The sequence below is a fragment of the Pseudomonas sp. KH_046_2 genome (genome assembly GCF_057838985.1).
The window spans coordinates 3,664,293-3,689,180 of the sequence record NZ_CM174480.1 but is presented as its reverse complement, the minus strand read 5'-3'; the positions used below and the strand labels follow the sequence as shown (position 1 = coordinate 3,689,180).

General features: G+C 60.6%; 22 protein-coding genes and 1 pseudogene. 12 read left to right on the top strand and 11 right to left on the bottom strand.

What is annotated here, in order from left to right:
- Positions 1-6: 6 nt before the first annotated feature.
- On the bottom strand, positions 7-1,377 hold the full coding sequence (locus AC3IX1_RS16635; RefSeq protein WP_489385010.1) for a cache domain-containing protein: 1,371 nt from the start codon (positions 1,375-1,377) through the stop codon (positions 7-9).
- A gap of 406 nt (positions 1,378-1,783) precedes the next feature.
- Here AC3IX1_RS16635 and AC3IX1_RS16630 point away from each other — a divergent pair, with 406 nt between their 5' ends.
- From AC3IX1_RS16630 to AC3IX1_RS16615, 4 genes are all read left to right on the top strand, one after another.
- On the top strand, positions 1,784-3,841 hold the full coding sequence (locus tag AC3IX1_RS16630; RefSeq protein WP_489385009.1) for a carbon starvation CstA family protein: 2,058 nt from the start codon (positions 1,784-1,786) through the stop codon (positions 3,839-3,841).
- A gap of 2 nt (positions 3,842-3,843) precedes the next feature.
- Positions 3,844-4,041, top strand: coding sequence for a YbdD/YjiX family protein (locus tag AC3IX1_RS16625; protein ID WP_007976534.1), 198 nt, complete (start codon positions 3,844-3,846; stop codon positions 4,039-4,041).
- A gap of 344 nt (positions 4,042-4,385) precedes the next feature.
- A complete protein-coding gene (gene katG / locus AC3IX1_RS16620) occupies positions 4,386-6,581 on the top strand; it encodes a catalase/peroxidase HPI (RefSeq protein ID WP_489385008.1) in 2,196 nt (731 codons plus the stop codon).
- A gap of 258 nt (positions 6,582-6,839) precedes the next feature.
- Complete coding sequence (locus AC3IX1_RS16615; protein ID WP_489385007.1) at positions 6,840-7,292, top strand: cupin domain-containing protein; 453 nt, start codon at positions 6,840-6,842, stop codon at positions 7,290-7,292.
- A gap of 13 nt (positions 7,293-7,305) precedes the next feature.
- Here AC3IX1_RS16615 and AC3IX1_RS16610 read toward each other — a convergent pair whose 3' ends face one another.
- On the bottom strand, positions 7,306-8,193 hold the full coding sequence (locus AC3IX1_RS16610) for a LysR family transcriptional regulator (protein ID WP_489385006.1): 888 nt from the start codon (positions 8,191-8,193) through the stop codon (positions 7,306-7,308).
- Between the two features lie 163 nt (positions 8,194-8,356).
- Here AC3IX1_RS16610 and AC3IX1_RS16605 point away from each other — a divergent pair, with 163 nt between their 5' ends.
- The 6 genes from AC3IX1_RS16605 (at position 8,357) to AC3IX1_RS16580 (ending at position 15,305) form a co-directional block, all read left to right on the top strand.
- Complete coding sequence (locus AC3IX1_RS16605) at positions 8,357-9,757, top strand: MFS transporter (RefSeq protein WP_489385005.1); 1,401 nt, start codon at positions 8,357-8,359, stop codon at positions 9,755-9,757.
- Between the two features lie 157 nt (positions 9,758-9,914).
- On the top strand, positions 9,915-11,918 hold the full coding sequence (locus AC3IX1_RS16600; RefSeq protein WP_489385004.1) for an aminotransferase class I/II-fold pyridoxal phosphate-dependent enzyme: 2,004 nt from the start codon (positions 9,915-9,917) through the stop codon (positions 11,916-11,918).
- A gap of 27 nt (positions 11,919-11,945) precedes the next feature.
- A complete protein-coding gene (locus AC3IX1_RS16595; RefSeq protein WP_489385003.1) occupies positions 11,946-12,728 on the top strand; it encodes a transporter substrate-binding domain-containing protein in 783 nt (260 codons plus the stop codon).
- A gap of 142 nt (positions 12,729-12,870) precedes the next feature.
- The gene (locus AC3IX1_RS16590; RefSeq protein WP_489385002.1) at positions 12,871-13,584 is read left to right on the top strand and encodes an ABC transporter permease; all 714 of its coding nucleotides are present in this window, start codon (positions 12,871-12,873) and stop codon (positions 13,582-13,584) included.
- Between the two features lie 18 nt (positions 13,585-13,602).
- Positions 13,603-14,301, top strand: a complete 699-nt coding sequence (locus tag AC3IX1_RS16585) for an ABC transporter permease (RefSeq protein ID WP_489385001.1) — start codon at positions 13,603-13,605, stop codon at positions 14,299-14,301.
- Positions 14,301-15,305, top strand: coding sequence for a DMT family transporter (locus AC3IX1_RS16580; protein WP_489385000.1), 1,005 nt, complete (start codon positions 14,301-14,303; stop codon positions 15,303-15,305). Before AC3IX1_RS16585 ends, AC3IX1_RS16580 begins: the two co-directional genes overlap by 1 nt.
- Here the strand turns inward: AC3IX1_RS16580 and AC3IX1_RS16575 are convergent.
- Positions 15,261-15,746 (bottom strand): annotated as a pseudogene (locus AC3IX1_RS16575) (TetR family transcriptional regulator C-terminal domain-containing protein); the annotation flags it as partial. The gene AC3IX1_RS16580 and the pseudogene AC3IX1_RS16575 overlap by 45 nt on opposite strands.
- 171 nt (positions 15,747-15,917) lie before the next feature.
- Between AC3IX1_RS16575 and AC3IX1_RS16570 the strand changes: the two are divergent.
- On the top strand, positions 15,918-16,934 hold the full coding sequence (locus tag AC3IX1_RS16570; protein ID WP_489384999.1) for a M14 family zinc carboxypeptidase: 1,017 nt from the start codon (positions 15,918-15,920) through the stop codon (positions 16,932-16,934).
- Positions 16,935-17,309: 375 nt separating this feature from the next.
- On the opposite strand, the gene AC3IX1_RS16565 is transcribed toward AC3IX1_RS16570, so the two are convergent.
- On the bottom strand, positions 17,310-17,669 hold the full coding sequence (locus AC3IX1_RS16565) for a DUF6124 family protein (RefSeq protein WP_489384998.1): 360 nt from the start codon (positions 17,667-17,669) through the stop codon (positions 17,310-17,312).
- Positions 17,670-18,051: 382 nt separating this feature from the next.
- Positions 18,052-18,420 carry a type 1 fimbrial protein gene (locus AC3IX1_RS16560; RefSeq protein WP_489384997.1) on the bottom strand — a complete coding sequence of 123 codons (369 nt, stop codon included), beginning with the start codon at positions 18,418-18,420 and terminating at the stop codon, positions 18,052-18,054.
- A gap of 262 nt (positions 18,421-18,682) precedes the next feature.
- Between AC3IX1_RS16560 and AC3IX1_RS16555 the strand changes: the two genes are divergently transcribed.
- Positions 18,683-19,144 carry an HvfA family oxazolone/thioamide-modified RiPP metallophore gene (locus tag AC3IX1_RS16555; protein WP_489384996.1) on the top strand — a complete coding sequence of 154 codons (462 nt, stop codon included), beginning with the start codon at positions 18,683-18,685 and terminating at the stop codon, positions 19,142-19,144.
- 314 nt (positions 19,145-19,458) lie between these two features.
- On the opposite strand, the gene AC3IX1_RS16550 is transcribed toward AC3IX1_RS16555, so the two are convergent.
- From AC3IX1_RS16550 to AC3IX1_RS16525, 6 genes are all read right to left on the bottom strand, one after another.
- Positions 19,459-20,661 (bottom strand): acyltransferase family protein, encoded by a 1,203-nt coding sequence (locus AC3IX1_RS16550; protein WP_489384995.1) that lies wholly within the window; start codon positions 20,659-20,661, stop codon positions 19,459-19,461.
- 86 nt (positions 20,662-20,747) lie between these two features.
- A complete protein-coding gene (locus AC3IX1_RS16545; protein WP_489384994.1) occupies positions 20,748-21,137 on the bottom strand; it encodes a hypothetical protein in 390 nt (129 codons plus the stop codon).
- A gap of 425 nt (positions 21,138-21,562) precedes the next feature.
- A complete protein-coding gene (phnE, locus tag AC3IX1_RS16540; protein WP_489384993.1) occupies positions 21,563-22,330 on the bottom strand; it encodes a phosphonate ABC transporter, permease protein PhnE in 768 nt (255 codons plus the stop codon).
- Positions 22,327-23,154 carry a PhnE/PtxC family ABC transporter permease gene (locus AC3IX1_RS16535; protein WP_223503024.1) on the bottom strand — a complete coding sequence of 276 codons (828 nt, stop codon included), beginning with the start codon at positions 23,152-23,154 and terminating at the stop codon, positions 22,327-22,329. The genes phnE and AC3IX1_RS16535 overlap by 4 nt, the downstream gene beginning before the upstream one ends.
- Positions 23,148-23,945 carry a phosphonate ABC transporter ATP-binding protein gene (locus tag AC3IX1_RS16530; RefSeq protein WP_489384992.1) on the bottom strand — a complete coding sequence of 266 codons (798 nt, stop codon included), beginning with the start codon at positions 23,943-23,945 and terminating at the stop codon, positions 23,148-23,150. The genes AC3IX1_RS16535 and AC3IX1_RS16530 overlap by 7 nt, the downstream gene beginning before the upstream one ends.
- Entirely contained in the window at positions 23,942-24,793 is an 852-nt protein-coding gene (locus tag AC3IX1_RS16525) for a putative selenate ABC transporter substrate-binding protein (RefSeq protein ID WP_489384991.1), read from the bottom strand. The genes AC3IX1_RS16530 and AC3IX1_RS16525 overlap by 4 nt, the downstream gene beginning before the upstream one ends.
- Positions 24,794-24,888 lie beyond the last annotated feature (95 nt).

Here is a 24,888-nt window from a genome sequence, read left to right as displayed (position 1 = left end):
AAGGTTTCACTCTTGTAGTTTTGCGCCAGGTTTCATCGGCAGCCGTACGTCCAGCTCACTTCTGCCCGGCATCGAGATCAAATCGAAGCGCCCGCCAAAATGTTCGACGCGTTCGCGGATGTTACGCAAGCCAATGCCCGCCTGACGACGTTCGACCTGAGCGACGTTGAAACCGATACCGTCATCGACCACCGTCAGCCGCACGGACTCGTCGCAGCCGCGCAGTGTAATGGACACGTTCTTCGCCTGCGCGTGGCGTTCGATATTGGTCAGGCCTTCCTGGACGATGCGGAACAGCGACACAGCCGCGCCGTCGACCAGTTGGCAGTCGAATTCATTTTCGTCATAGGTCACGGTCAGCCCGCTGCGCTGCTCGAACTCGGCAGCCAATTGGCCGATGGCCGCCGGCAGGCCGAGGGTGTCGAGCAAGGATGAGCGCAGGTCGTGGGAGAGACTGCGCACTTCGCCGATGGCATCGCCCAGGCGTTCGGTGGCGTCCTTTAGCGTGCTCAAGCCCTTGTCGTGGGCTTGTCCGCGTTCCAGCAGATGGCTGGCCAGTTCGAACTGAAACTTGATCGAGACCAGCACCTGGCTGATGCCGTCGTGCAACTCGCGGGACACCCGGGATCGTTCTTCCTCCTGCAGGCTGACAATGCGCTGGGTCAGGCGCTGCAGTTTCTTGTCCGCCAGGCGATGTTCGCTGACGTTGAGGGTCATGCCGGTGGCGAAGACAAACAGCACCGCGACGAGGGCGACCACGGCAATCGCCATCATGGTCTTGCGGATGCCCATGGCCACTTCGGCGCGGGCCTGCTGGGTGGCGCGCTCGACGTCTTCGAGGTAGATGCCGGTGCCGAGCATCCAGCCCCAGCGATCGAGCATCACCACGTAGGCGAGCTTGTCGGTCACCTGGCCGGAAGAGGGCTTGTTCCAGGCGTAGCGTTGAAAGCCTTCGCCCGATTGCGCGCTTTTGAGCAGCGCCTGGATCACCGGCAGGCCGTGGGGGTCTTTCATGTCCCACAGGTATTGGCCCACCAGTTCCGACTGGCGCGCATGCATCAGGCTGCGGCCTTCGTGGTCGTAGACGAAGAAGTAGCCGTTGATGCCGAAGCTGAGCTTGCGCAGTTCTTCCAGCACTTTTTGCTGGGCGTAGGCATTGCCGTGGCCGTCGTCGTACAGCGGCGCGATCAGGCTTTGCGCCATTTCCACGTAGTTTTTCAGTTCCGCGCGCTTGCTCGCCAGAATGCTGTCTTCGATCAGTTGCGCCTGTTGATCGCCCAGTTGGCGGTTGAGGGATATCACCAGCGCGCAGATGACGGCAATGGCCAGCACCAGCGGCAGAATCCCGAGGGCGACGATCTTGTGTTTGAGCTGCATGTTGACTCCTGCCCGCGCGAAGGCTCGGGATCATATGCCAAACCGGCGCTCGGCCAGTAGCGCTGCTGGACGGAATGACCGGTGGCCGTTATGTCCATTCAGTTGAAATGCAGAACCTGTGGGAGCGAGCTTGCTCGCGATGAGGGCGGCACATTCAGCAGTGATGTGGCAGACAGTCCGCTATCGCGAGCAAGCTCGCTCCCACATTTGACCGGAGATGGCTCCAGATCCAGTAGTCAATCCACAGGGGATCTGTGGCGTCTACGTAGAACTACGTAGACGCCACGTACGTAGTAACGCGGATTTATTTGTGGACGGCATGCGCGGATATTGGGCCAGCTCCGCACTGCGGACACAATTATAAAAATTACCGCCGCAGTCACTGGCTGTCGGCAGGAGACACGTTATGCCCCATCTGGCTAAACACCTCGCCTGGTTTGCCGTGGCTGTCCTGGGAGCGATTGCGCTGAGTGTCGTGGCCTTGCGCCGCGGCGAAGCGATCAACGCCCTGTGGATCGTAGTCGCAGCCGTCGCCATCTACCTCGTTGCCTACCGCTACTACAGCCTGTTCATCGCCAATAAAGTGATGCAGCTCGACCCTAATCGGGCCACTCCGGCTGTGCTCAATAACGATGGTCTGGACTACGTGCCGACCAACAAACACGTACTCTTCGGTCACCACTTCGCCGCCATCGCTGGTGCAGGCCCTCTGGTCGGCCCGGTATTGGCGGCGCAGATGGGCTACCTGCCCGGCACGCTGTGGCTGATTGCCGGCGTGGTGTTGGCCGGTGCGGTGCAGGACTTCATGGTCCTGTTCATGTCCACCCGCCGCAACGGTCGCTCCCTGGGCGACATGGTCCGTGAAGAAATGGGCCGCATCCCTGGCACCATCGCGCTGTTCGGCTGCTTCCTGATCATGATCATCATCCTCGCGGTGCTGGCGCTGATCGTCGTGAAAGCCCTGGCCGAAAGCCCTTGGGGCATGTTCACGGTCATGGCGACGATCCCGATCGCGATGTTCATGGGCATCTACATGCGCTACATCCGCCCGGGCCGCATCGGTGAAATCTCGATCATCGGCGTGTTCCTGCTGCTGGGCTCGATCTGGCTGGGCGGGCAGATTGCCGCTGACCCGGTGTGGGCCAAGGCGTTCAGCTTTACCGGAGTGCAGATCACCTGGATGCTGATCGGTTACGGTTTCGTGGCTGCCGTTCTTCCGGTGTGGCTGATTCTGGCACCGCGTGACTACCTCTCTACCTTCCTCAAGATCGGCACCATCGTCGCGTTGGCGATCGGCATTCTGGTGACCATGCCCGAGCTGAGAATGCCGGCGCTGACCCAGTTCATCGACGGCACCGGCCCGGTATGGAAGGGCGGGCTGTTCCCGTTCCTGTTCATCACCATCGCCTGTGGCGCGGTCTCCGGTTTCCACTCGCTGATTGCTTCCGGCACCACGCCCAAGCTGCTTGCCAGTGAGGGGCATGCCCGTTACATCGGTTACGGCGGCATGCTGATGGAATCGTTCGTGGCGATCATGGCCATGGTCGCGGCTTCCGTGATCGATCCGGGCGTGTACTTCGCCATGAACAGCCCGGCCGCTGTAGTCGGTGCCGATGCGGTGACCGTTGCGCAAACCGTCAGCAGCTGGGGCTTCGCCATTACCCCGGAAGCCTTGCAAGCCGTAGCCCACGACATCGGTGAAACCACCATCCTGGCCCGTGCCGGTGGTGCGCCGACCCTGGCGGTCGGTATCGCGCAGATCCTGCACAGCGTCCTGCCGGGTGAAAACACCATGGCGTTCTGGTACCACTTTGCGATCCTGTTCGAAGCGCTGTTCATCCTCACTGCGGTCGACGCCGGTACCCGTGCCGGGCGCTTCATGCTCCAGGACTTGCTCGGTTCTTTCGTGCCGGCGCTCAAGCGCACCGAATCCTGGACCGCCAACCTGGTGGCCACCGCCGGTTGCGTGGCCATGTGGGGTTATCTGCTGTATCAGGGTGTGATCGATCCATTGGGTGGCATCAACACCTTGTGGCCGCTGTTCGGCATCTCCAACCAGATGCTGGCCGGTATCGCGTTGATGCTCGGCACCGTGGTGCTGATCAAGATGAAGCGCCAGCGTTATGTGTGGGTGACTTTGCTGCCGGCCGTGTGGCTGCTGATTTGCACCACCACCGCCGGCTTCATCAAGCTGTTCGACGCCAACCCGGCGATCGGCTTCCTGGCCCTGGCGAAGAAGTACAGCGATGCGCTGGCCAATGGTCAGGTGCTGGCCCCGGCCAAGAGCATCGACCAGATGCAGCACGTGATCTTCAACGCCTACACCAATGCAACGCTGACCGCTTTGTTCCTGTTCGTGGTGTTCAGCATCCTGTTCTTCGCGCTCAAGGTCGGCATTGCTGCCTGGGGCACCAAGGAACGCACGGATAAAGAAGCGCCATATCAAGCGCTGCCGGATGCCTGATCATGTTCAATGACCTGAGTCGCCTCGGTAAATACCTCGGTCAGGCCGCGCGCCTGATGGTCGGCATGCCCGACTACGACAACTACGTCGAGCATATGCAGACCAAGCACCCGGACAAACCGGTGATGGACTACGAGGCGTTCTTCCGCGAGCGCCAGGAGGCCCGTTACGGCAGTAAAGCCGGACCGAAGTGCTGTTGAGTGAAATGAAAAAACCGGCTGAAAGGCCGGTTTTTTATTGAGTGCAGGAATGCCCTGAATGGCGCAGGCGCCATGGCGGTCCGAATCGTCGTCGCCACTGTTGTCCCGGATCATGGAAGCATTGCCAATATCCTGACTGATTTGAGCTGTTTATCAGCTATCTCCCCCAGATGAAGCGACAGTTTCCCCGTCCGGTACTTTAATGGATGTTCTGGAGCGACTGATCACTGGGCCGTCATAGCCTCAAGGCTATGGATCCCATACCGAAAAGCTATTTCTTCAATCGGTGATCCGGATCCACGCTTAAGGATGATTAGCTGAAAACAAAATCAAGAGGAGATGCCATGTCAACTGAATCGAAATGCCCGTTCAATAACGCCGCTGGCGGTGGCACGACGAACCGCGACTGGTGGCCGAACCAACTGAACCTGAAGATCTTGAGTCAACACTCGCCCAAGTCTGATCCGTTGGGGGGCGACTTCAACTACGCCGAAGCCTACAAGAGCCTGGACTTCCAGGCGCTGAAAAAAGACCTGACCGCATTGATGACCGATTCCCAGGACTGGTGGCCAGCGGACTTCGGTCACTATGGGCCTTTCTTTATCCGCATGTCCTGGCACGCCGCAGGCACCTATCGCACCGGTGACGGCCGGGGCGGCGCCGGTTCCGGCCAGCAACGTTTTGCACCGCTCAACAGCTGGCCGGACAACGTCAGCCTCGACAAGGCCCGTCGGCTGCTGTGGCCGATCAAGCAAAAGTACGGCAATAAAATCTCCTGGGCCGACCTGATCGTCCTCACCGGCAACGTCGCACTGGAATCCATGGGCTTCAAGACCTTTGGTTTTTCCGGCGGCCGCCCGGATGTCTGGGAACCGGACGAAGACGTCTACTGGGGCTCGGAAAGCACGTGGCTGGGTGGCGACGTGCGTTATGGCAAAGATGCCGGGCAAACTCCCGCAGAGCGCAATCTGGAAAACCCACTCGCCGCCGTGCAGATGGGCCTGATCTACGTAAACCCCGAAGGCCCTGAAGGCAACTCTGATCCGGTCGCCGCCGGGAAGGACATCCGTGAAACCTTTGCGCGCATGGCCATGAACGACGAGGAAACCGTCGCGCTGATCGCAGGCGGTCACGCCTTCGGCAAAACCCACGGTGCCGGTTCTGTCGACCATGTCGGGCCTGAGCCCGAAGCCGCCGGCCTCGAACTGCAGGGCCTGGGCTGGAAGAGCACGTTCGGTACCGGTAGCGGTGCCGACGCCATCTCCAGTGGTCTGGAAGTGACCTGGACGACCACGCCAACCCGGTGGAGCAACAACTACCTGGAAAACCTGTTCGGTTACGAATGGGAGCTGACCAAGAGCCCGGCGGGGGCAAACCAGTGGAAGCCGAAAAGCGGCGCTGGCGCCGGCACCATTCCGGATGCCTTTGATCCGTCCAAACGGCGTGATCCGACCATGCTGACCACGGACCTGTCGCTACGTTTCGACCCGATCTACGAGCCGATTTCCCGGCGCTTCCTGGCCAACCCGGACCAGTTGGCCGATGCCTTCGCTCGCGCCTGGTACAAGCTGATTCACCGTGACATGGGGCCGCTCTCGCGCTACCTCGGCCCGGAAATGCCGAACGAAGAGCTGCTGTGGCAAGACCCGATCCCTGCTGTCGATCATCCGCTGGTCAATGACAGCGATGTTGCCGCGCTCAAGGGCAAAATTGCCGCCTCGGGGCTGTCAGTCTCGCAGCTGGTCTCTACGGCCTGGGCGGCGGCTTCCTCTTTCCGTGGCTCCGACAAACGCGGCGGTGCCAACGGCGGGCGCTTGCGCCTGGCGCCGCAGAAGTCCTGGGAGGCCAACCAGCCAGAACAACTGGCCCGCGTGCTGGCAAAACTCGAAAGCATCCAGAACGAGTTCAATAGTGGTGGCAAGAAAATCTCCCTGGCCGACCTGATCGTGCTAGCCGGTGGCGTGGGCGTGGAACAGGCCGCGAAAAATGCCGGCCAAAGCGTGACGGTGCCTTTCACACCAGGACGCATGGACGCCAGCCAGGAGCAGACCGATGTCGACTCCTTCGGTTTCCTTGAACCGATTGCCGATGGTTTCCGTAATTACCTGAAGCAACAGTACCGTGTGCCGGCCGAAAAACTGCTGATCGACAAGGCGCAACTGCTGACGCTCAGCGCCCCGGAAATGACGGTATTGCTGGGTGGGCTGCGGGTGTTGAATACCAATGTCGGCCAGAGCAAACACGGTGTGTTCACTACGCGTCCGGAAGCCTTGACCAACGACTTCTTCACCAACCTGTTGGATATGGGCGTGGAGTGGAAGCCGGTGTCGGATGCCCGGCAAGAGTATGAAGGGCGCGATCGCAAGACCGGTGCGGTGAAGTGGACAGGCACCCGGGTTGACCTGGTGTTCGGTTCGAACGCGCAACTGCGTGCGTTGGCTGAGTTCTATGCCACCGCCGATGCGCAACAGAAGTTCGTCAAGGACTTCGTCGCTGCGTGGAGCAAAGTGATGAACCTGGATCGCTTCGATCTGGCGTAGTCAAAAAGCAGAACTTGCCGCGACCTGAGTGGGATCGGGTCGCGGTCACTTCATTTTCGGCATTGACCACGATGCCAGTGGGCACGATGGCGTGCCGGCCCGTTTGTATCCGCAGGTATCCGCAACGCCCGCCGTTACCCGGGCATACAAAACCGCCGTTTCCCGACACCCGGGCGATACACGGCGGCCTTCAAATGGAACTACCGGTATCGCGCCATTTTCGGCGCGGTCTGGCGTGGTTCAACTGGAGGAAAGACAATGTTGCGTACCCACACCCGTCACACCCTTGGCAAGCTTGGTCTGGTCCTGGCCGCCACAGGGCTCGCCACCGTAGCGAGCCTCTCTCAAGCCCAGGAAGCACAGCCGGCCCCGGCGATGAAAAGCTGGCAGCAGGGCCTGCATCGCACCGACCTGGTACGCCAAGACCTGGGCGCCGCCAACCGCGAAGTCCTTCAGGTGCTCGTGGACTTCGATCCGGGCGTGACCTCGCCCAAACATGCTCACCCGGGCGTAGAGGTGGCTCATGTGATCAGCGGCACTTTTGAGTATCAGCTGGAAGGTCGGGCATCGGTGACGCTCAAGGCCGGTGATTCGTTGTACATCCCCGAAGGCGTCGCCCATGTGGCGAAGAACGTGGGCCAGGGCAAGGCCTCGGAGCTGGCGACCTACATCGTGAAAAAAGGCGAAGCACTGCTGATCCTGAAGGAATAGGCGGGCCATCGGGTCATTGCTGGCTGCACACCTCCCACACACAACCGCGCAACCAGCGATGGGCCGGGTCGGCGTCCATGCGCGGGTGCCACAGCATCGAAACCGTGATGGGCGGCGTGGGGAACGGCAGGGCAAAGCAATACATCCCCTGGCACAGGTTGCCGACGTGCCGCTGCGGTACGCTGGCGACCAGGTCTGAAGCCCGCGCCAATGCAATCGCCGAAGAGAAACCGGCGACAATGGTGGCGATGTCCCGCTTCAGTCCCAGCTCGTTCAAGGCGTCGTCCATTACGCCTTTCTCGTGGCCCCGGCGCGAGACCAGGATGTGCCGGGCGGCGGCATAACGAACAGGCGTCATCTCGCCTCGCGTCAGTGCATGGCCCTTGCGCACGACGCCAATGAACCGGTCGCGAAACAGCATCCGGGTCCGCACTTCCGGGCTGGTGGATTCGCCGATCACTCCGGTTTCCAGATCCACCGAGCCTTCGCGCAGCAGGGTGCTGTCCTTGTTCAGCTTCTGCACGAAATTCAGGCGGACACCGGGTGCCTCCTGGTGGATGCGGTTGATCAGTGACGGTCCGAAATTTTCCACGAAGCCGTCGCTGGTGCGCAGGGTGAAGGTGCGCACCAGTTGATCGAGGTCCAGTGCCTCGGCGGGGCGCAGGACGGCTTCGGCGTCCTGCACCAGCGCGCCGACCCGTTCACGCAGCTCCAGCGCCCGGGGCGTGGGAACCAGCCCGCGCCCGGCCCGCACCAACAGCGGATCGCCCGTGGTTTCGCGCAATCGCGCCAGCGCCCGGCTCATGGCCGACGGGCTCAGGCGCAAACGCTTTGCAGCGCGGGCCACACTGCCTTCTTCGAGCAACACGTTCAGGGTGATCAACAGATTCAGATCGGGCATTGGACCAATTCCTGTGGGAGCGAGCCCCCTCGCCACAGGGCTCCCACAATGATTTGTGGATGAGGTGGCGTTATATGCACGTATAAAGTGCAAATGCTGCGTCTTCCGCCATGTTATGGCCGGGCTTAGGCTTCGGACAACCTGTTTACGGAGTCACGAGAAAATGAAGTCCATATCGATCCGGGGCGGCTTGGCCAGCCTATCGTTATCCATGCTGCTGTCATCCCTGGGCACCAGCATTGCCAACGTGGGCTTACCGACATTGGCCGAGGCGTTTTCAGCGTCGTTCCAGGCCGTGCAGTGGGTGGTGCTCGCCTATTTGCTGAGCATCACCGCGCTGATCGTCAGCGTTGGCCGGCTCGGCGACCTCATGGGGCGGCGGCGATTGCTGCTGATAGGCATTGCGCTGTTTACCGTCGCCTCGATCCTCTGCGCCCTGGCGCCCAACCTGTGGTTGCTGATTGCTGCCCGGGCCTTACAGGGCGTCGGCGCGGCGACCATGATGGCGCTGACCATGGCGCTGGTGAGCGGGGCGGTGCCCAAGGAAAAAACGGGCAGCGCGATGGGCGTGCTCGGCACGATGTCGGCGATTGGCACCTCATTGGGGCCGACGCTTGGCGGCGTGTTGATTGCCCAGGTGGGCTGGCAGGGGATTTTTCTGCTCAACGTACCCTTGGGGGTGTTGGCGATGGGACTGGCCTGGCGCTTTTTGCCGGTGGATCTCCACGAGATGAAGGCCACCCGACCAGACTTCGACGCGCTCGGCACGCTGGTACTGGTCCTGACCCTGTTGGCTTACGCGCTGGCAATGACCCTTGGACGTGGCAGCTTCGGCCCGCTCAATACAGCGCTGCTGCTGGTCGCGGTGATCGGGCTGACGGTGTTCGTGTTCGTCGAGCAGACCGCCGCGTCGCCGCTGGTCAAACTGGCGATGTTGCGCAATCCGCTGCTGAGTGCAGGGTTCGCCATGAGCACCCTGGTGACCACGGTGGTCATGGCCACCCTGGTGGTCGGCCCGTTCTATCTGTCGGGTGCGCTGGGTTTGAGCGTGGCGGCTACCGGGCTGGTGATGTCGGCCGGTCCGCTGGTGGCAGCACTGGCCGGCGTGCCGTCAGGGCGGCTGGTCGATCACTGGGGCGCACAGCGTTCAAGCACGGTCGGGCTGATTGCCATGTTGACCGGCGCCTGCATCCTTCCTGTCGTGCCGATGAGTCTCGGCGTACTCGGCTACCTCGCGCCGCTGGTGGTCCTCACCGCCGGCTATGCGCTGTTCCAGGCGGCCAACAATACCGCCGTGATGTCGGACATTGCGCCGCAGCAGCGTGGTGTGGTTTCCGGTTTGCTCGGGTTGTCGCGCAATCTCGGGTTGGTCACGGGCGCCTCGGTCATGGGCGCGGTGTTCGCCTTTTCCACGGCCAGCGACGATATTTTGCAGGCGCAACCTGAGGCCATCTCGCAGGGGATGCGGTTGACGTTTACGGTGGCCGCGGGGCTGATTCTCCTGGCTCTGGCGCTGGGAGCGGTCAGCAAAATCGTTTCACGTCGCTTGATCGCGCCGTGCTGAAAAACGGCGCGACTGTCGTGAAAACGACCTGTTTGCGCTGAACGCGAAGCCTCGCGAGTTTTCTGTTGAACGAGTGTTCAGTCTGGACTATGTTGGGGGCCACCTTCCCCCGGCTGGTTGCGGGCTTGCGTTTCTTCAATTCGAACGAGGCACTGGCATGCGGTTTTCACCCTTTGTTGAACGGATCAGTGGCCAAGGCGTTGCCGCCTGGGATATCCACTACGCGGCCAGCGCGGCGCAGCGCAAAGGCGAGGACGTGATCATCCTCAGCGTCGGCGACCCGGATTTCCCCACCCCCGATTTCATTACCGATGCCGCGATCCACGCCTTGCGTGAAGGGGATACCCACTACACCGAAATCGCCGGCCGCCAGGCCTTGCGCGAGGCCATTGCCGGCCGCTACAGCCAACTGATCGACCGCGAGCTGCAGGTGTCGAACGTCATTCTCACGGCAGGTGCGCAGAACGCCTTGTTCGCCACCTCGATGTGCCTGCTCGGTGCCGGCGACGAAGTGATTGCCTTCGATCCGATGTACGTCACCTACGAAGCCACGCTCAAGGCGTCCGGCGCCACGCTGGTGCGGGTGCCCTGCGCAGCGGACTCGGGTTTCCGCCTCGATGCCGCCGTGTTGGCCAAGGCCATCACCCCGCGCACCCGGGCGATCTTCTTCTCCAACCCGAACAACCCCACCGGCGTGGTACTCAATCGCGAAGAGCTGCAAGCCATCGCCGAACTCGCCATCGCCCATGACCTGTGGGTGGTGGTGGACGAGGTCTACGAGAGCCTCGCCTACGAGCGTGAACACTTGAGCCTGGCGGCGTTGCCGGGCATGGCCGAGCGCTGCGTGGTGATCGGCAGTCTGTCCAAATCCCATGCCATGACCGGTTGGCGCATCGGCTGGGTCGTGGCCAATGAAGCCCTGGTCAACCATGTCGAAACCCTGGTGCTGAGCATGCTGTACGGCTTGCCCGGGTTTGTCATGGAAGCGGCGCTCAAGGCCGTGCAGTCCCATGACGAAGTCACCCACGGCATGCGCGAGATCTATCGTCGGCGCCGCGATCTGGTGGTGTCCGGCCTGGCGGATTGCCCGGGCATCAGCGTGCTCAACCCCGATGCCGGCATGTTCGTGCTGGTGGACGTGCGCGGCACCGGCCTGACCTCGCTGGAATTCGCCTGGCGCCTGCTGCGCGAAGCCGGTGTCTCGGTGCTGGATGCGGCGGCATTCGGTGAGCCGGCCCAGGGGTTTGTACGGCTGTCGTTCACCTTGAGTGACGAGCGCCTGGCCCAGGCCTGCCAGCGCATTCGCGGCTTTGTCCAGGTGCTCAATGGTGAAGCGCCGAGGCCGGTAATCGGCACGGTGACCAGCACCGCGACCGTCGAACCGGTCGCGGTCAAGACCATGATCGAGGTCGATGGCCTGCACAAACGCTTCGGCAATATCGAAGTGCTCAAGGGCGTTTCCCTGACTGCCCGCGAAGGCGACGTGATTTCCCTGATCGGTGCCAGTGGCTCGGGCAAAAGTACCTTGCTGCGCTGCATCAACATGCTCGAAGTGCCGGATCAGGGACGCATCCTGGTCGATGGCGAAAGCATTCACCTTAACCAGAATCGTCCCGGCGCACCGCTGGTGTCGGACGCCAAACAGCTGGTGCGCATCCGTTCCAGCCTGGGCATGGTGTTCCAGAACTTCAACCTCTGGCCCCATCGCACGGTGCTGGAAAACCTCATCGAAGCGCCGACCCAGGTCCTGCGTGAAAGCCGTGCGGAGGCCACTGAACGGGCCGAAGCCCTGCTCGAACGCGTCGGGCTGGCGGCCAAGCGCAACGAGTACCCGGCGTTTCTCTCCGGGGGACAGCAACAACGGGTGGCCATCGCCCGGGCCCTGGCCATGCGGCCCAAGGTCATGCTGTTCGATGAACCCACCTCGGCACTCGACCCGGAACTGGTCGGGGAAGTGCTGCGGGTGATCCGCTCCCTCGCCGAAGAAGGCCGGACCATGATCCTGGTGACTCATGAAATGGCGTTCGCACGCGATGTCTCTTCCAAAGTCGCCTTTTTGCATCAAGGGCTGATCGAGGAAACCGGTTCGCCGGACGAAGTGTTCGTACACCCACGCAGCGAGCGTTGCCGACAATTCGTCAACGCTCATCAGACTCGCTAACTCATCATAAAAAGACGGGAAAACAACATGGGAAATCGACGTTTTGCAAACTGGTTGACCGGTGCGGCCTGCGTAATGCTGGTCGGCATGAGCTCAGCTCAAGCACAGCCGATCAGGTTCGCGGTGGCAGCGGAACCCTATCCGCCGTACACCGAAAAACAGGCCAACGGTGAGTGGAAGGGCTTCGAAGTCGACCTGATCCACAAACTGTGCAGCGAAATGAAAGCCGATTGCGAGATCAAGGAAGTGGCATGGGACGGCATCATTCCGTCGCTGCTCGCGAAGAAGATCGACGTGATCTTTTCCTCGATGTCGGTGACCGAGGAGCGCGAAAAACAGATCGCCTTCAGCAAGGCCTACTACGACTCGGCGATTGCCGTCGTCGGCCCGAAAGAGGCGTCGGTGAAGAAGTACCCGGACGACATCAAGGGCAAGATCATCGGCGTGCAGAACTCGACCGTGAGCGCCAGCTACCTGAAGACCTACTACGAAAAAATCGCCGACGTTAAGTACTACGACACCCAGGACTCGGCCAACGCCGACCTGATTGCCGGCCGCATCGACCTGATGATGGCCGACGGCACCGCCATGGCCGCGTTCATCAAGACCCCGGATGCCAAGGACCTGGCCTACCTCGGCACCGTGCCTTACGACCCGATATTCGGCAAAGGCGTAGGGGCCGGCATGCGCAAGGACGACACCGAACTCAAGGCCAAACTGGACAAGGCCATCCAGGAATTGCTGGCGAGCAAGGACTACGACGAGCTGTCCCAGAGCTACTTCGGCACCAGCGTGAAGCCTGCGTTCTGATCCCAGGCATACAAGCAAAAACCTGTAGGAGCGAGCCTGCTCGCGATGAGGGCATGACAGTCACCAACCGGGTGGCTGAACCACCGCTATCGCGAGCAGGCTCGCTCCTACAGGGGACCGTGTCCTCCAACTGGAGAGTGAAATGCCGGCAATGTTCGATCTGATCAATTTCACCGAGCAGGGATGGGGCAGTGCGCTGTTGAAGGGGCTCTGGATGACCCTGCAGATTTCCGCCGGGGCCTTTGTGCTCGGGCTGGCCATCGGACTGGTGGTGGCGTGCCTCAAGCTCGGCGCACCAAAGCCGATTGCAGCGCTGATGCGCGGCTACACCACGTTGTTCCGGGCGGTGCCGGAGTTGCTGCTGATTCTGTTGCTGTACTACGTCGGCTCCATGCTCCTCAACTCGCTGATGACCGAGCTCGGCTACGGCGTGGTCGATGTCAGCGGCCCGCTGGCGGCCATCGTGGTGCTGGGGTTGGTGCAGGGCGCCTACGCCTCGGAGATTTTCCGCGCGGCGATCCAGGCGATTCCCTTCGGCCAGATCGAAGCGGCCAAGGCGTTCGGCCTCAACGGTTTCGGGCTGTTTCGCCGGGTCACGCTGCCGATCATGGCGCCTTACGCCATGGCCGGGATGGCCAACCTGTGGATCAACCTGGTCAAGGACAGTGCGCTGATCAGCGTGGTCGGCACCAACGAGCTGCTGTACACCGCCAAGCAAGGCGCGGGGTCGACGCGCCACTATCTGTTGTTCTACCTCACGGCCGCCGCGTTGTATTACGCGGTGACGCTGGTGTCCAACTACCTTTCGGGACGGTTGGAGCGACGCATTCGTCGCTGGATGCCTCTTGTTGACTGAACCGGCAGAGAGAATGAAATGATTCCAGCGTGGATAGTTGAATACGCGGCACTGTTGGGCCGGGGGCTGCAAACCACCCTCACGATTCTATTGATCGCCAGTGTGTTCGGTTTTGTCCTGGCGGTGTTGGTGGCACTGGCGCGGATCTCGAAAAACAGGGTGATCGCCAAGGTCAGCCTGTTCTATACCAGCGTCACCCGTGGCACGCCGTTGCTGATCCAGATCTACATTTTCTACTACGGCCTGGGCAGCCTGTTTGCCCAGTTCCCGCTGATTCGCGGCAGTTTCCTCTGGCCGTACCTGCGCGATGGTTACTGGTACATCGTGTTCGCCCTGGTGGTGTCGGTGGGGGCTTATGTCGGCGAAGTGATTCGCGGTGGCCTGCTGGCGGTGCCCAAGGGTGAAATGGAAGCGGCCTCGGCCTTCGGCATGACCGCGCGCCAGTCCTTGCTGCGGGTACGCTTGCCCCGGGCGATGCGCCTGTTGCTGCCGACCCTGGCCGGGGAAACCGTGATGCTGCTCAAGTCCACGGCGCTGGCCTCGACCATCGCCGTGATCGATCTGCTCGGCGCCGCCAACGTGGTCCGCGCGCAAACCCTGCAAGTGTACGAACCCCTGTTGCTGGTGGCCGGGGTGTATGTCTGCCTGACGTTCGTGATCGAAGCGCTGTTTGCCTTTGCCGAGCGGCGCGGGACGCCCGTGCGCAGGTCGGCCTGATGAGTTCGCCAACGGTTGACCGCTCGCTGCAAGGCATTGGCCTGTGCGTCCTGGGCTATGCGTTCCTGTCGTTTCAGGATGCGCTGATCAAATGGCTGGTGGCTGACTATTCGGTGGTCACCATTCTGTTCTGGCGCGCCGCCGTGGTGGTCGTGGCGGTGCTGCTGGCAGGCCGTCTGCGCGTCATCCGCCAGGCCTGGCATTCACCCAGCCGGCGCCTGCTGGTGGTGCGCGGCCTGTTGTCGATCGTCGCCTGGGTGCTGTACTACACGGCGGCCCGGGACCTGACCCTGGCCGAGATGACTACCCTGTATTTTTCCGCGCCGATCATGGTCACGGTGCTGGCGGCGGTGATCCTCAAGGAGCGCGCCAGCGGCTGGCAGTGGTTCAGCCTGATCCTCGGTTTTGTCGGGGTGGTCATTGCCTGTCGCCCCGACCACATGACCGATCCGTTGCCGATCGTACTGACCCTGCTGGCGGCGATGTGTTGGGCGTTCACCTATATCCAACTGCGTCAGGTGGATGAGCAGACCTCAGTGCTGGAGCAGATGCTGATCACCAACGTGGTGTTCGTGATCTGCATGGCGGTCGCACTGCCCTGGACCCACACGCCATCACCGACGCCCGCCTGGCTGGGCATGCTCGGCGCCGGCCTGGTGGGCGGCATCGGCCAGTTCCTGTTGTTCGCCAGTTTCCGCCGCGCCACCGCGACCTTGCTCGCGCCGTTCGAATACACCGGGCTGATCTGGGCGTTTGCCCTGTCGAGCCTGGTCTGGGGCACGCTGATGGACATGTCGTTGATGATCGGCGCCGGGCTGATCGCCGTCAGTGGCACCCTGGCGATGATCTTCGGTCGGCATCCGTCACAGGACGTCGTCGGAGCTGAATGCTCCGTGACGCAACCCCTTTATCCAGCAGCGGCAGATATGCAGTCCGTTGGCGGCGCTGAAGGTCTCGGGGTTCAGGCACCACTCGAGCCAGAGACCGTCGAGCATCGCCGATAAGCCGATGGCCGCCAGGCGGGTGTCGTGAATCACGAAGCCTTCGCTGGCGGCCAGCCCGTCGAGCAACTGGCGGATCAGATCGAGGTAGGCGCGGTAACTTTTTTCGTGGGACTGGCTGACGTGTTCGGAGTGACGGATCAGGCTCCAGAACACCACCCACACGCCGAGCAGTTTCGGGTCCATGACCCTGGGCGAGAACGAGCCTTCCAGGAAGGCATCGATCTTTTGCGCGGGTGTCTGTGCCTGCTCGATTTCCTGGAGCAGGGCGGTGGTCAGTTCGCTTGCAAGCCGCTGGTAGGTGTCGGCGATCAGTGCCTCGATGCTGCCGAAGTGATGGTTGAGCAACCCCACGGAGACCCCGGCTTCGGTGGCGATGCGTCGCACGGAAATCCCGGCGTGACCGTCGCGACCCAGGCAACGCAGGGTGGCGGCCACCAGCATTTCGCGACGGTCATCGGGTTCGGCGCGGCGGTTTTTCGGGGCATCGGTTGTCACAAGGCTGTCCTTGGGTGAGGTTCCACGATGCCGAGCTTAGTTGAACGTCTGTTCAATCACCAGCTTCGGCAGCAGCGATACAACGTTTTTCAAGGTTCATGTCGGGAGGGAAAGCCAATGCCGCAGGATATTTCGTTCAGTGTTCGCAACAACAACGGTGACGCCGTGCGGGTCGGTGCCTGGCGCTATGCAGGTGACGGCAGCGGGCCAAACGTGCACCTGCAGGCCGGCGTTCATGCCGATGAAATCGCCGGGATGCTGGTCCTGCACCTGCTGATGCAACGGCTTCAGGTCGCCGAGGCCCAAGGCCGGCTCAAGGGCCAGGTGACTGTGGTACCGCAGGCCAATCCGCTGGGCATCGGGCAGTTTCGCCAGGGGCGGATCCTCGGCCGCTATCACGACGCCACCGGGCAAAACTTCAACCGCGCGTTCGACCAGTCGGCAGCCATGGAACGACCTTCGACCTGCGTTCAGCAATGGCAAAAGCAACTGGTGCAACTGGCCGCCCCGGCCGATGTGATGCTCGACCTGCACACCGATGACGAGGCCTTGCCGTACCTCTACGTACACCGCAGTTTCTGGCCCCGTGGGCGCGAACTGGCGGCGGCGATGAAGATGGACGTGGCGATCATCTGGGATGACGGCGGCGATGGCTCCTTCGAGGAAACCATCATTGCCCCGTGGATACGCGACGGAGCCACAGCAGGGCGCATGGCCGCCACCCTGGAGCTGCGCGGGCAGGGCGATGTCAGTGATCGTTTCGCCGAGTCGGATGCCGCAGGGCTGTACAACTGGCTGTGCGGGTGCGGCGTCATCGATGAGTCAGTGGCGCCCGCGGACTGGCCCGTCGAAGCCGTGGAAATGGGCCACATGGAAACCATTATCGCCCCGCAACCCGGCGTGCTGATCTTCGAAAAAGAGCTGGGGGATTTCGTCGAGGAAGGCCAGCGCTTTGCACGGATTCTCGGGCGGCCGGGTGATCCATCCTCCGAAGTGGTGCTGCACGCCGAACAAGCGGGGCGCCTGGTGACGCGCTATCGCGATCGCCTGATACCCCAGGGCATGGGGGTGGCGAAATTCACCGGCAGCCGGGTGTCGCGTAACTGGAGTGGTGGGTTGCTGGACCCGAACTAGTGATAGCCCAGCCAACATCAAACACACAAAACCTGTGGCGAGGGAGCTTGCTCCCGCTGGGTCGCGTAGCGGCCCCAGCTCTTCACCTGAAAAGCAGGGCCTGCTGCGCAGTCCAGCGGGAGCAAGCTCCCTCGCCACGGGGGCGGTGTTAGCTACAGAGTTAGTGTCTGCCAATGATTCAGTGCGATGTATGTGTTGTTGCGCTAATTGAGCCTGCCGACATTTGTGGCGAGGGAGCTTGCTCCCGTTGGGCTGCGAAGCGGCCCCCCCGCTTTTCTTCAGTCAGATGGTGCAGTCAGGTGTTGCGACGGCTTCGCCGCCGAGCCGGGGCAAGCCCCCTCGCCACAGGGTCAGCGTTAGCCACAGACTCAGTGTTTATTCGCGCGGGTCGATTTGGTCCAGCACCCGATTCGCCGTGATCTCCGCCAACATCACACTGTTGGAAATCCCCAGCAGGGCATTGCGCGATCCGCCGTCCAGATGATCCACCAACTGATGCACCATCACATCGACCGAGGCCAGCGTTTCGACCAGATAAACCACCAGGGTTTCGGTATCGACCTCAGGGTCCACGGTAAACAAAGTGCTGGGTGTACGTGGAGTGGCTTTGATGTCGGCAGTCGAGGGGAAATGGAAGGCGAGCGCGCGTTCGGCGGCCTCGTTGAGCTTGTTTGAATCGGGTTCGTATGGGGAAGTCGGATCGGTGTCCGGCGGGTTGGGGGTGACCTTGAACATAAGCTAGATCCTTGTATGGAGCGCCACCCCTCTAGCGACTAAACGAAAGGGGAGGCAGCTGTACGCAGGTTAGTCGACCGGGGATCTAGCAAACCGGCGCGCCCGAAGGCAACCTGCGCACAGCTACCATCAAGTGCAAGCATGGGAATGCCTGACTGACAGAGCTTGTGCACTTCACTAGAAAACCACGGGCGACTAAACCCGATCACTGATGGGCAGTGACGCGAACCAAGTTACTGAGCAGCTCCCGGACGCACAAGCCGGCGGATTCTGGCGTAACCGTAGGCAACGACGCAAGGTCCTGTAGCCCTCAGGAAATAACCTACAACCTTTTTAAACAGGTGCTTCGGTCGGACGAAGACGTCCTGCGCGCGCCCCGTGATCAAGGCATGCTGAGGGTAATCAAGTAGTTTCCGGAACGGACCGGCGAGCCTGCATCATCCACCAACACATACTGCTGATCGAAATAGCGACCTTCTCGACCACTGTCAGCGAGCAGTTTGACGTGGGTACTGGTTTGACCGACAGCGCTAACACTGGCGGTTGGCGCGATGGTGTTTGCCTCAATCCCCATCGCGCGACTCTGGGCAGAGCATTGGTAAAGTTCGAATGTGCCATCCGTCCCTACGCGTGACTGACAGCCCGGCTCGACAATGCTGCCTTGAAACCTGATGGTGCCCGGCGCCGCCAGGCACGCACCACTGAGTGCGAACAAAAGACTCAATCCCGCTGCTATACATTTACCGTTCATGTCTGACGCTCCTTGAGTTGTAAGGTCTAGGTCGTCAATGAAGGGTAGTAGCTTGAGGCTTTTGTTGTATCGCCGTGTATCAAGGCGCGGCATCTTGATACAGCCATACAAAACCAGCGCTTTGCGGATACAGCCCGGATACACCACTGGGGCCCAATAGACCTGCCAAAGCGAGATGCACAACGCACCTCGCAACCAGGTTAGTTAACCCTTGTGGCACGACCAGAATGGTCCAGCCACGCCATTGCTCCGGAGTATCAACATGTCTCGTATCCAGTTCCCGAACAAAACCCGCGTTGGCCTGATCGCTGTTGCACTGGTCGGCGGTATCAATTTCGCTTCCACCGTGTTTTCCGCTGAAGCCTTGCCTCAAGGCTATCAACTGGCCGCTGCGGAAAAGACCAGCGAAGGCAAGTGTGGCGAAGGCAAGTGCGGTGCCGAAGCCAGCGCGCAAAAGACCCAGGCCGAGGGCAAGTGCGGTGAAGGCAAGTGCGGCGATGCATCTTTCGCGCGCACCGACACCGATGATGACAGCCGCGTGTCGCTCAAGGAACTGCTGGCGGTGGCGCCCAAGGGCACTGAGGAATTCAAGGCGATGGACACCAACGGCGACGGTTTCCTGTCCGAGGGTGAGGTGTACAAGTTCCGCACCAACCAGTTCATTTCCAACGGCAAGAAAGTACCGACCGAGCTGTTCACCAAGTTGAGCCAGGCTAAAGACTGATCGGCCGCAAACAAAAAAAACCTTCCTGTGTTGAAACGCAGGAAGGGTTTTTTGCGTGGGCAGTACTGGTTTGGTCGTCAGGCGCGAAATTGCACTCCGCTTGACCACCGATTGCATCGGATTTGACCGGAAGGCTTTGTAACCGTGTCCGGCAGAGAGCGGCCAAAAGCATCTATTCTCAATATTGCGTTTCCCACATTCGCAATCAGAACAAATATTTAAAGCGCATAAAGCCCGCCGAAGCGGGATTTATTTTGTCAGTGGTTTTCGAATATTTCATTACTCATCTATAAATAATCCGTTCACTTTTCTGATTACGAAAATTCTTTCCGCGGCGTCCTTGTTTTTGCGTGGTGGTTGCTGGCCACGCCATCGGTGAAAACGCTCTCCATCTTCTGACGTGCTATTTCGGCACCTTTCCGTCGCAATGGAACCTCGACAAACCTGTAGTTCAATTCGCTGAGCACTATCATGACGATTACTGATGTGAGCAAAAGTTCAGTGGTGTAGCCTTGGGCAAGCGTCAGCCCTTCTTTCACGGCTACCCGGCTCCAAATTTCCGTACTTAAGTGGTACGCAAACATATGGATGACATATAGAGCGTAGGAGCGCGAACCCAACCATTGAAGTAGGCTGCTCAGCATCGACGGGCAGTAAATGTAGCCGTTTTGGTAGCTTGCAAGCCAAACTAGGATCAAGGCGTTTATTGCAATCAGGCCTACGGCAATTGGGATTGCCATTAGTTGCCCGGCAATAGCGCCCAGCATGTAAAGGAGAAACACGGTCAAAGTAAATCGCTTGAGTAGACTGGTGCCGAGTGCAGTTGGCTCAAGCTCCCTGTACAAAGTCGTGCGCGTAAACAAACACAACAGAATCCCCCACATCATGGCATCTAGGCGAAATGAGAAAAGCATGCCTGCTGGAGGAGCGCCGAAGGCATTTCGATCTAAACCAAACTGGGCAGCTATTAGCGCGATCAAGGCTATTGCTCGCCATCGAGTGGAAGTTATCAATAGCAGAAAAAGGGGGAAAACGAAGTAGAACTGCTCCTCAAGCGCCAGGCTCCAATAAACTGAGTTAGGGCCTAGAAGTAAGCCGTATTGGTTCGCGAGGTTGCCGCTAAATGTAGCAATGGCTGTGAAGCTGCGTAGATTGTAAAACCACGACTCGAACGCATTCGATTGATTGTAAAATATCGAAAAGACGAGGGGGATAAGCACCCATAACCAGGCAGTAGGAAGAAGACGGTAAGCACGTCTGATCCAGAAGGATGCCGCCGCAACTCCAAATTTTCCTTGAGCTTTACTTTTGTCGAAATAGTCAAGGTATGCCTTGCTGACGACGTACCCCGATATGCAAAAAAACAAATCTACACCTGTCCAGGGAGAATAGATGTTAAACAGCTTCTCCATGAATCCTGCATGGAACGGCAAGAGCAGATTTGAATGCGTTACCACCGTCATAACGATGGCTATCCCGCGCAAATATTCAATTTCAATATTTTTTCTAAGATTCATCTATCTCTCTTATTTTTGTGCCAATACAGGACTGCAGCCAGATTTTGGTTGCCTGTTTTAGTAATTTGACGTGGGGAATCGCCGAGCTAATTAGGCCAGTTGCTTGGTGGCATCATGGATGGGCCAGTCAAAGGCTTCAAGGCCAAATGCCAAACTTTACTACTCGCCTGTGTGCCTAGACCGCACAGATAGGCTGACTCGTTGGTCACCTCGTCCTCCTGTATGCGCAAACCCTGGGGGCGCTGATAGATGAACCTCAAGGTACCGCACTGCGCCGTTATCACTACAGAATGGCTATGGCTCATTTGCTCAATTTTGTATGTACCAAAAAACATGACTTGCTGGTCACTGACGGAGGACGAAATGGTCGCCCGGTCATGCTGATCGAGGACAATAAGCGCATCATCTTCTCCCGATTGGCAAGCACTTAGGATGGTTGGTAAGGTGAATATGGCGAGTAGTTTGATGTGTTTCATTGGTTCTGACTGCTTAAGCATCTCCTGCCCGCTAAGGCGAAAGGAAGGCGGTAATTACCGCTTGCAAGAGCGTGCGTTGCAAAGGGACTGGAATGCCTGAGGCCCCGATTCTAGCTTGCGGTACTGGTTGTTGCTATGGGCGTCGTTGAGTGTCCTGTCTAGGCAGTTTGACTCAGCTCTTTTGGCTGCTTCGGATTACCTTCGGGATGACGTTCGCTTTGCGCACAGCGTGTTCTTACGGAAGGTGACTTGACCAGCCGATTACAACCCTTGGCGACAGGCAGATATTGTCTGATTTTTGCCTTTGACCAACGGCATATTGGGTCGTTTTCTGCCGGTCATATCCATAAGCGCGGCAGTCAACTCCATACAAATGGTTGCTCAGCTCGAATGCAATCAGCTGACCAAATCTATCCTATTCCCCATCAAGCCTTAACCCACCGCTGCCGACTCCAACTACTCAACCCATCAACAGCAAACACCAGCACCAACATCGCCAAAATCACCGTACTAGCCTGGGCCTCCAGGAACAGGCTGAGGCTGACATAAAGCATCTGCCCCAACCCCCCAGCACCAACAAAACCAAGCACGCTGGCCATGCGAATATTGTTTTCCCAGCGGTACAGGATGTACGCCAGCAGCTGCGGAAACAGGTTGGGCAGGGTGCCGTAGCAGAAGGCCCAGACGACGTTGCCGCCCTGCAAGCGGATGGCTTCGGCCGGTTGCGGCGGGGTGTTTTCCAGTGCTTCGGCGAACAATCGGCCCAGCACCCCGGTGGTGTGCATGGCCAGTGCCAGGGTCCCGGCGTTGGGGCCGAGTCCGGCTGCCAGCACCATCAGCGCGGCCCACACCAGTTCGGGAATGGCACGCAGGGCGTTCAGCACCAGGCGCGACGCACTCTGCAACGGCCAGCCGAAACGCCCGGCCGCCGGCAGTGCCAGCACCAGGCCGAATACCGCCGCGAGCAGGGTGCCGAGGGCCGACATGGCCATGGTTTCCACTGCGCCACGGCCGATGGCTTGCAGATGGCCGGCGCTCAGGTCCGGGCTGAGAAAACGCAGCACGTAGGCGCCCATCTGCTTCAGGTTACCGCTGCCACCCAGTTCGCCGAGGTCGATGCCCAGATAGCGGAACGAAGCGATGACCGCCGCGCCAATGCAAAGGATCAGCAGCAGGTTGATCAGGCGATTCATGCGAACCTCCAGCGCAACAGGCGGCTGATCTGGTCGGCGAACAACACCAGGACGAAAAAGGTCAGCAACATGCTCGCCACTTCACCGCCGGCGAACATGCGCAATGACAGGTCGATCTGCTGGCCGAGCCCGCCGGCACCGACGAAGCCCATCACCACCGACGCGCGGATCGCGCACTCCCAGCGATACACCGTGTACGACAGCAACTCCGCCGCGACATTGGGCAGGATGCCGTAGCAGAACGCCGCCAACCGGCCACTGCCGGCTTGCAGCAGTGAGTGGGCCGGGCGCTGGTCGACCGACTCGAAGATTTCCGCGTAGACCTTGCCCAGCATGCCGCTGTAGGTGATGGCAATGGCCAGTACCCCGGCTGTCGGGCCAAGGCCGACGGCGCGCACGAACAGCAAGGCCCAGACGATTTCCGGCACGCTGCGCAGGAAGATCAGCAACCCGCGCACGGGCCAGCGCAACAGTCGGCCGAGAGCGCTCGGGCGACCACTGCGCGAAGCTGCGGACAACGACAGCGCTCGACTGGCCAACAAGCTGGCAGGCACGGCCAACAGTAAAGCCAAAGCCATGCCGGCGGTGGCGATGGCCAGGGTCTGCAGCGTGGCTTGCCACAGCAACTGCAAGAACTCTTCGCCATGGGCGGGCGGCCAGAAGGCTGAGACAAACCGGCCCATCTCACTCTGGCTGTCGGCCTGGAGCAGCACACCCAGGTCCAGTTCGCTGAAATGGATACCCGGCCACAGCAGCGCAAGCGCCAACAGACTGAGCAGCAGGCGGGGCAGGGTGGCCGGGTCTCGTGTATCGCGCGTCAGCATCGTGGAATCTGCAGGCTCAAGGGCGCCACCGGAACGGGTGGCGACAGCAGTTGCTCATTGGCGTAGAGCCTGTCGAGCAAATCGTGGTCGACGTCGCCGGCGGGTAGGTCGAACAGGACCTGACCGTCACGCAAACCGATGATGCGCGAGAAGTGCGTCAGGGCCAGTTCCACCGCATGCAGGCTGGCGACCAGGGTCACCTTGTGTTCCCGGGCGTGGCGGCAGAGGATCGACAGGGTGTGCCCGGCCAGTACCGGGTCCATTGCCGACACCGGCTCATCGGCCAGCAGCACTTCGGGTGCCTGGTACAACACGCGGGCAATGCCCACACGCTGCAGTTGGCCGCCGGACAACTGCTGGCACTGGGCGAACAGCTTGTCACCCAGGTCCAGCTTGACCAGTGCCGCCCGCGCGCCCGGAACATCCACCGGATGCAGCAGGCTCAGCAGGCTTTTGGCAAACCCCCATTGCCCCAGCTTTCCGGCCAGCACCGCCGTGACCACTCGCTGGCGCGGTGGCAGCGGCGGCGCCTGATGCACTAGGCCGATGCGCGCCCGCAGCCGTTGGCGCTGTCGGGCGCCAAGCTGCCAGGCGTGCTCACCGAGTACTTCGACCGCGCCGTCGTCCGGGCGCAGGGCGGTGGCCAGCACGTTGAGCAGGCTCGACTTGCCGGCACCGGACGGGCCGATTATGGCGACCTGCTCACCGGCAGCGATGTGCAGGTCGATCTCATGCAGCGCACGCACGCCATTGCCGTGAGTGAGGCTGACCTGGTTCAGATGCAGTGTCATTTCAGCAGGTCGGCAGCGCGCGCGGCTTCCTCGATGCCCTTGTAGTTCTCAGGCTTGGTCTCGATGAAACGGCTGGCGGCTTGCAGGTCCAGAATCGCCTTTTGCTCCGGGTTGGCCGGGTCGAGCGCGAGGAAGGCCGCCTTGATTTTCGCGGCCAGGGTCGGGTCGAGGGTGCCGCGCACGGTCCAGTTGTAGTCGAAGTAGGCCGGCGTGGTAGCGAAGACCTTGACCTTGTCGGTGTCGACCTTGCCGGCCTTGACCAGTTTTTCCCAGACGCTGGCATTCAGCACGCCGGCATCCACTTTGCCAGCCTGAACCCAGGCGACGGTGGCGTCGTGGGCGCCGGAGTAGCCGACACGGCTGAAGTAGGTTTCAGGCTTGATGCCGTCCTTGAGCATGAAATAACGCGGCATCAAACTGCCCGACGTCGACGAGACCGAGCCGAAGGCAAACGACTTGCCCTTGAGGTCGGCCAGCGACTTGACGGCCGGGTCGGCGGTGATGAATTTGCTGGTGAACTGCGCATCCTGCTCACGCTGTACCAATGGAATGGCATTGCCGGTTTTCAAACGCGCCTGCACGAAGGTGAAGCCGCCCAGCCAGGCCATGTCGATACGGTCTGTGGCCAGGGCCTCGACCACCGCCGGGTAGTCGGACACCGGTACGAACTCGACCTTCATGCCCAGCTGCTTCTCCAGGTACTCGCCCAGGGGCTTGAACTTGCGCAGCAGTTCGGTGGGGGCTTCGTCGGGAATGGCGCTGACCTTGAGGGTGTCGGCGGCCTGTGCCAGCAGGGTGGAAAAGGATAGGGTCAGGCCGACGGCCAATGCCAGGGTACGTTTGAGCATGGAAGTTCTCCGGTTCAATAGCGGAAAAATGTCGATGCGCCCCGCACAAGCTGATTGCTGCACGACGCTTCGTGAGGGTAGACGAAAACGCCGCG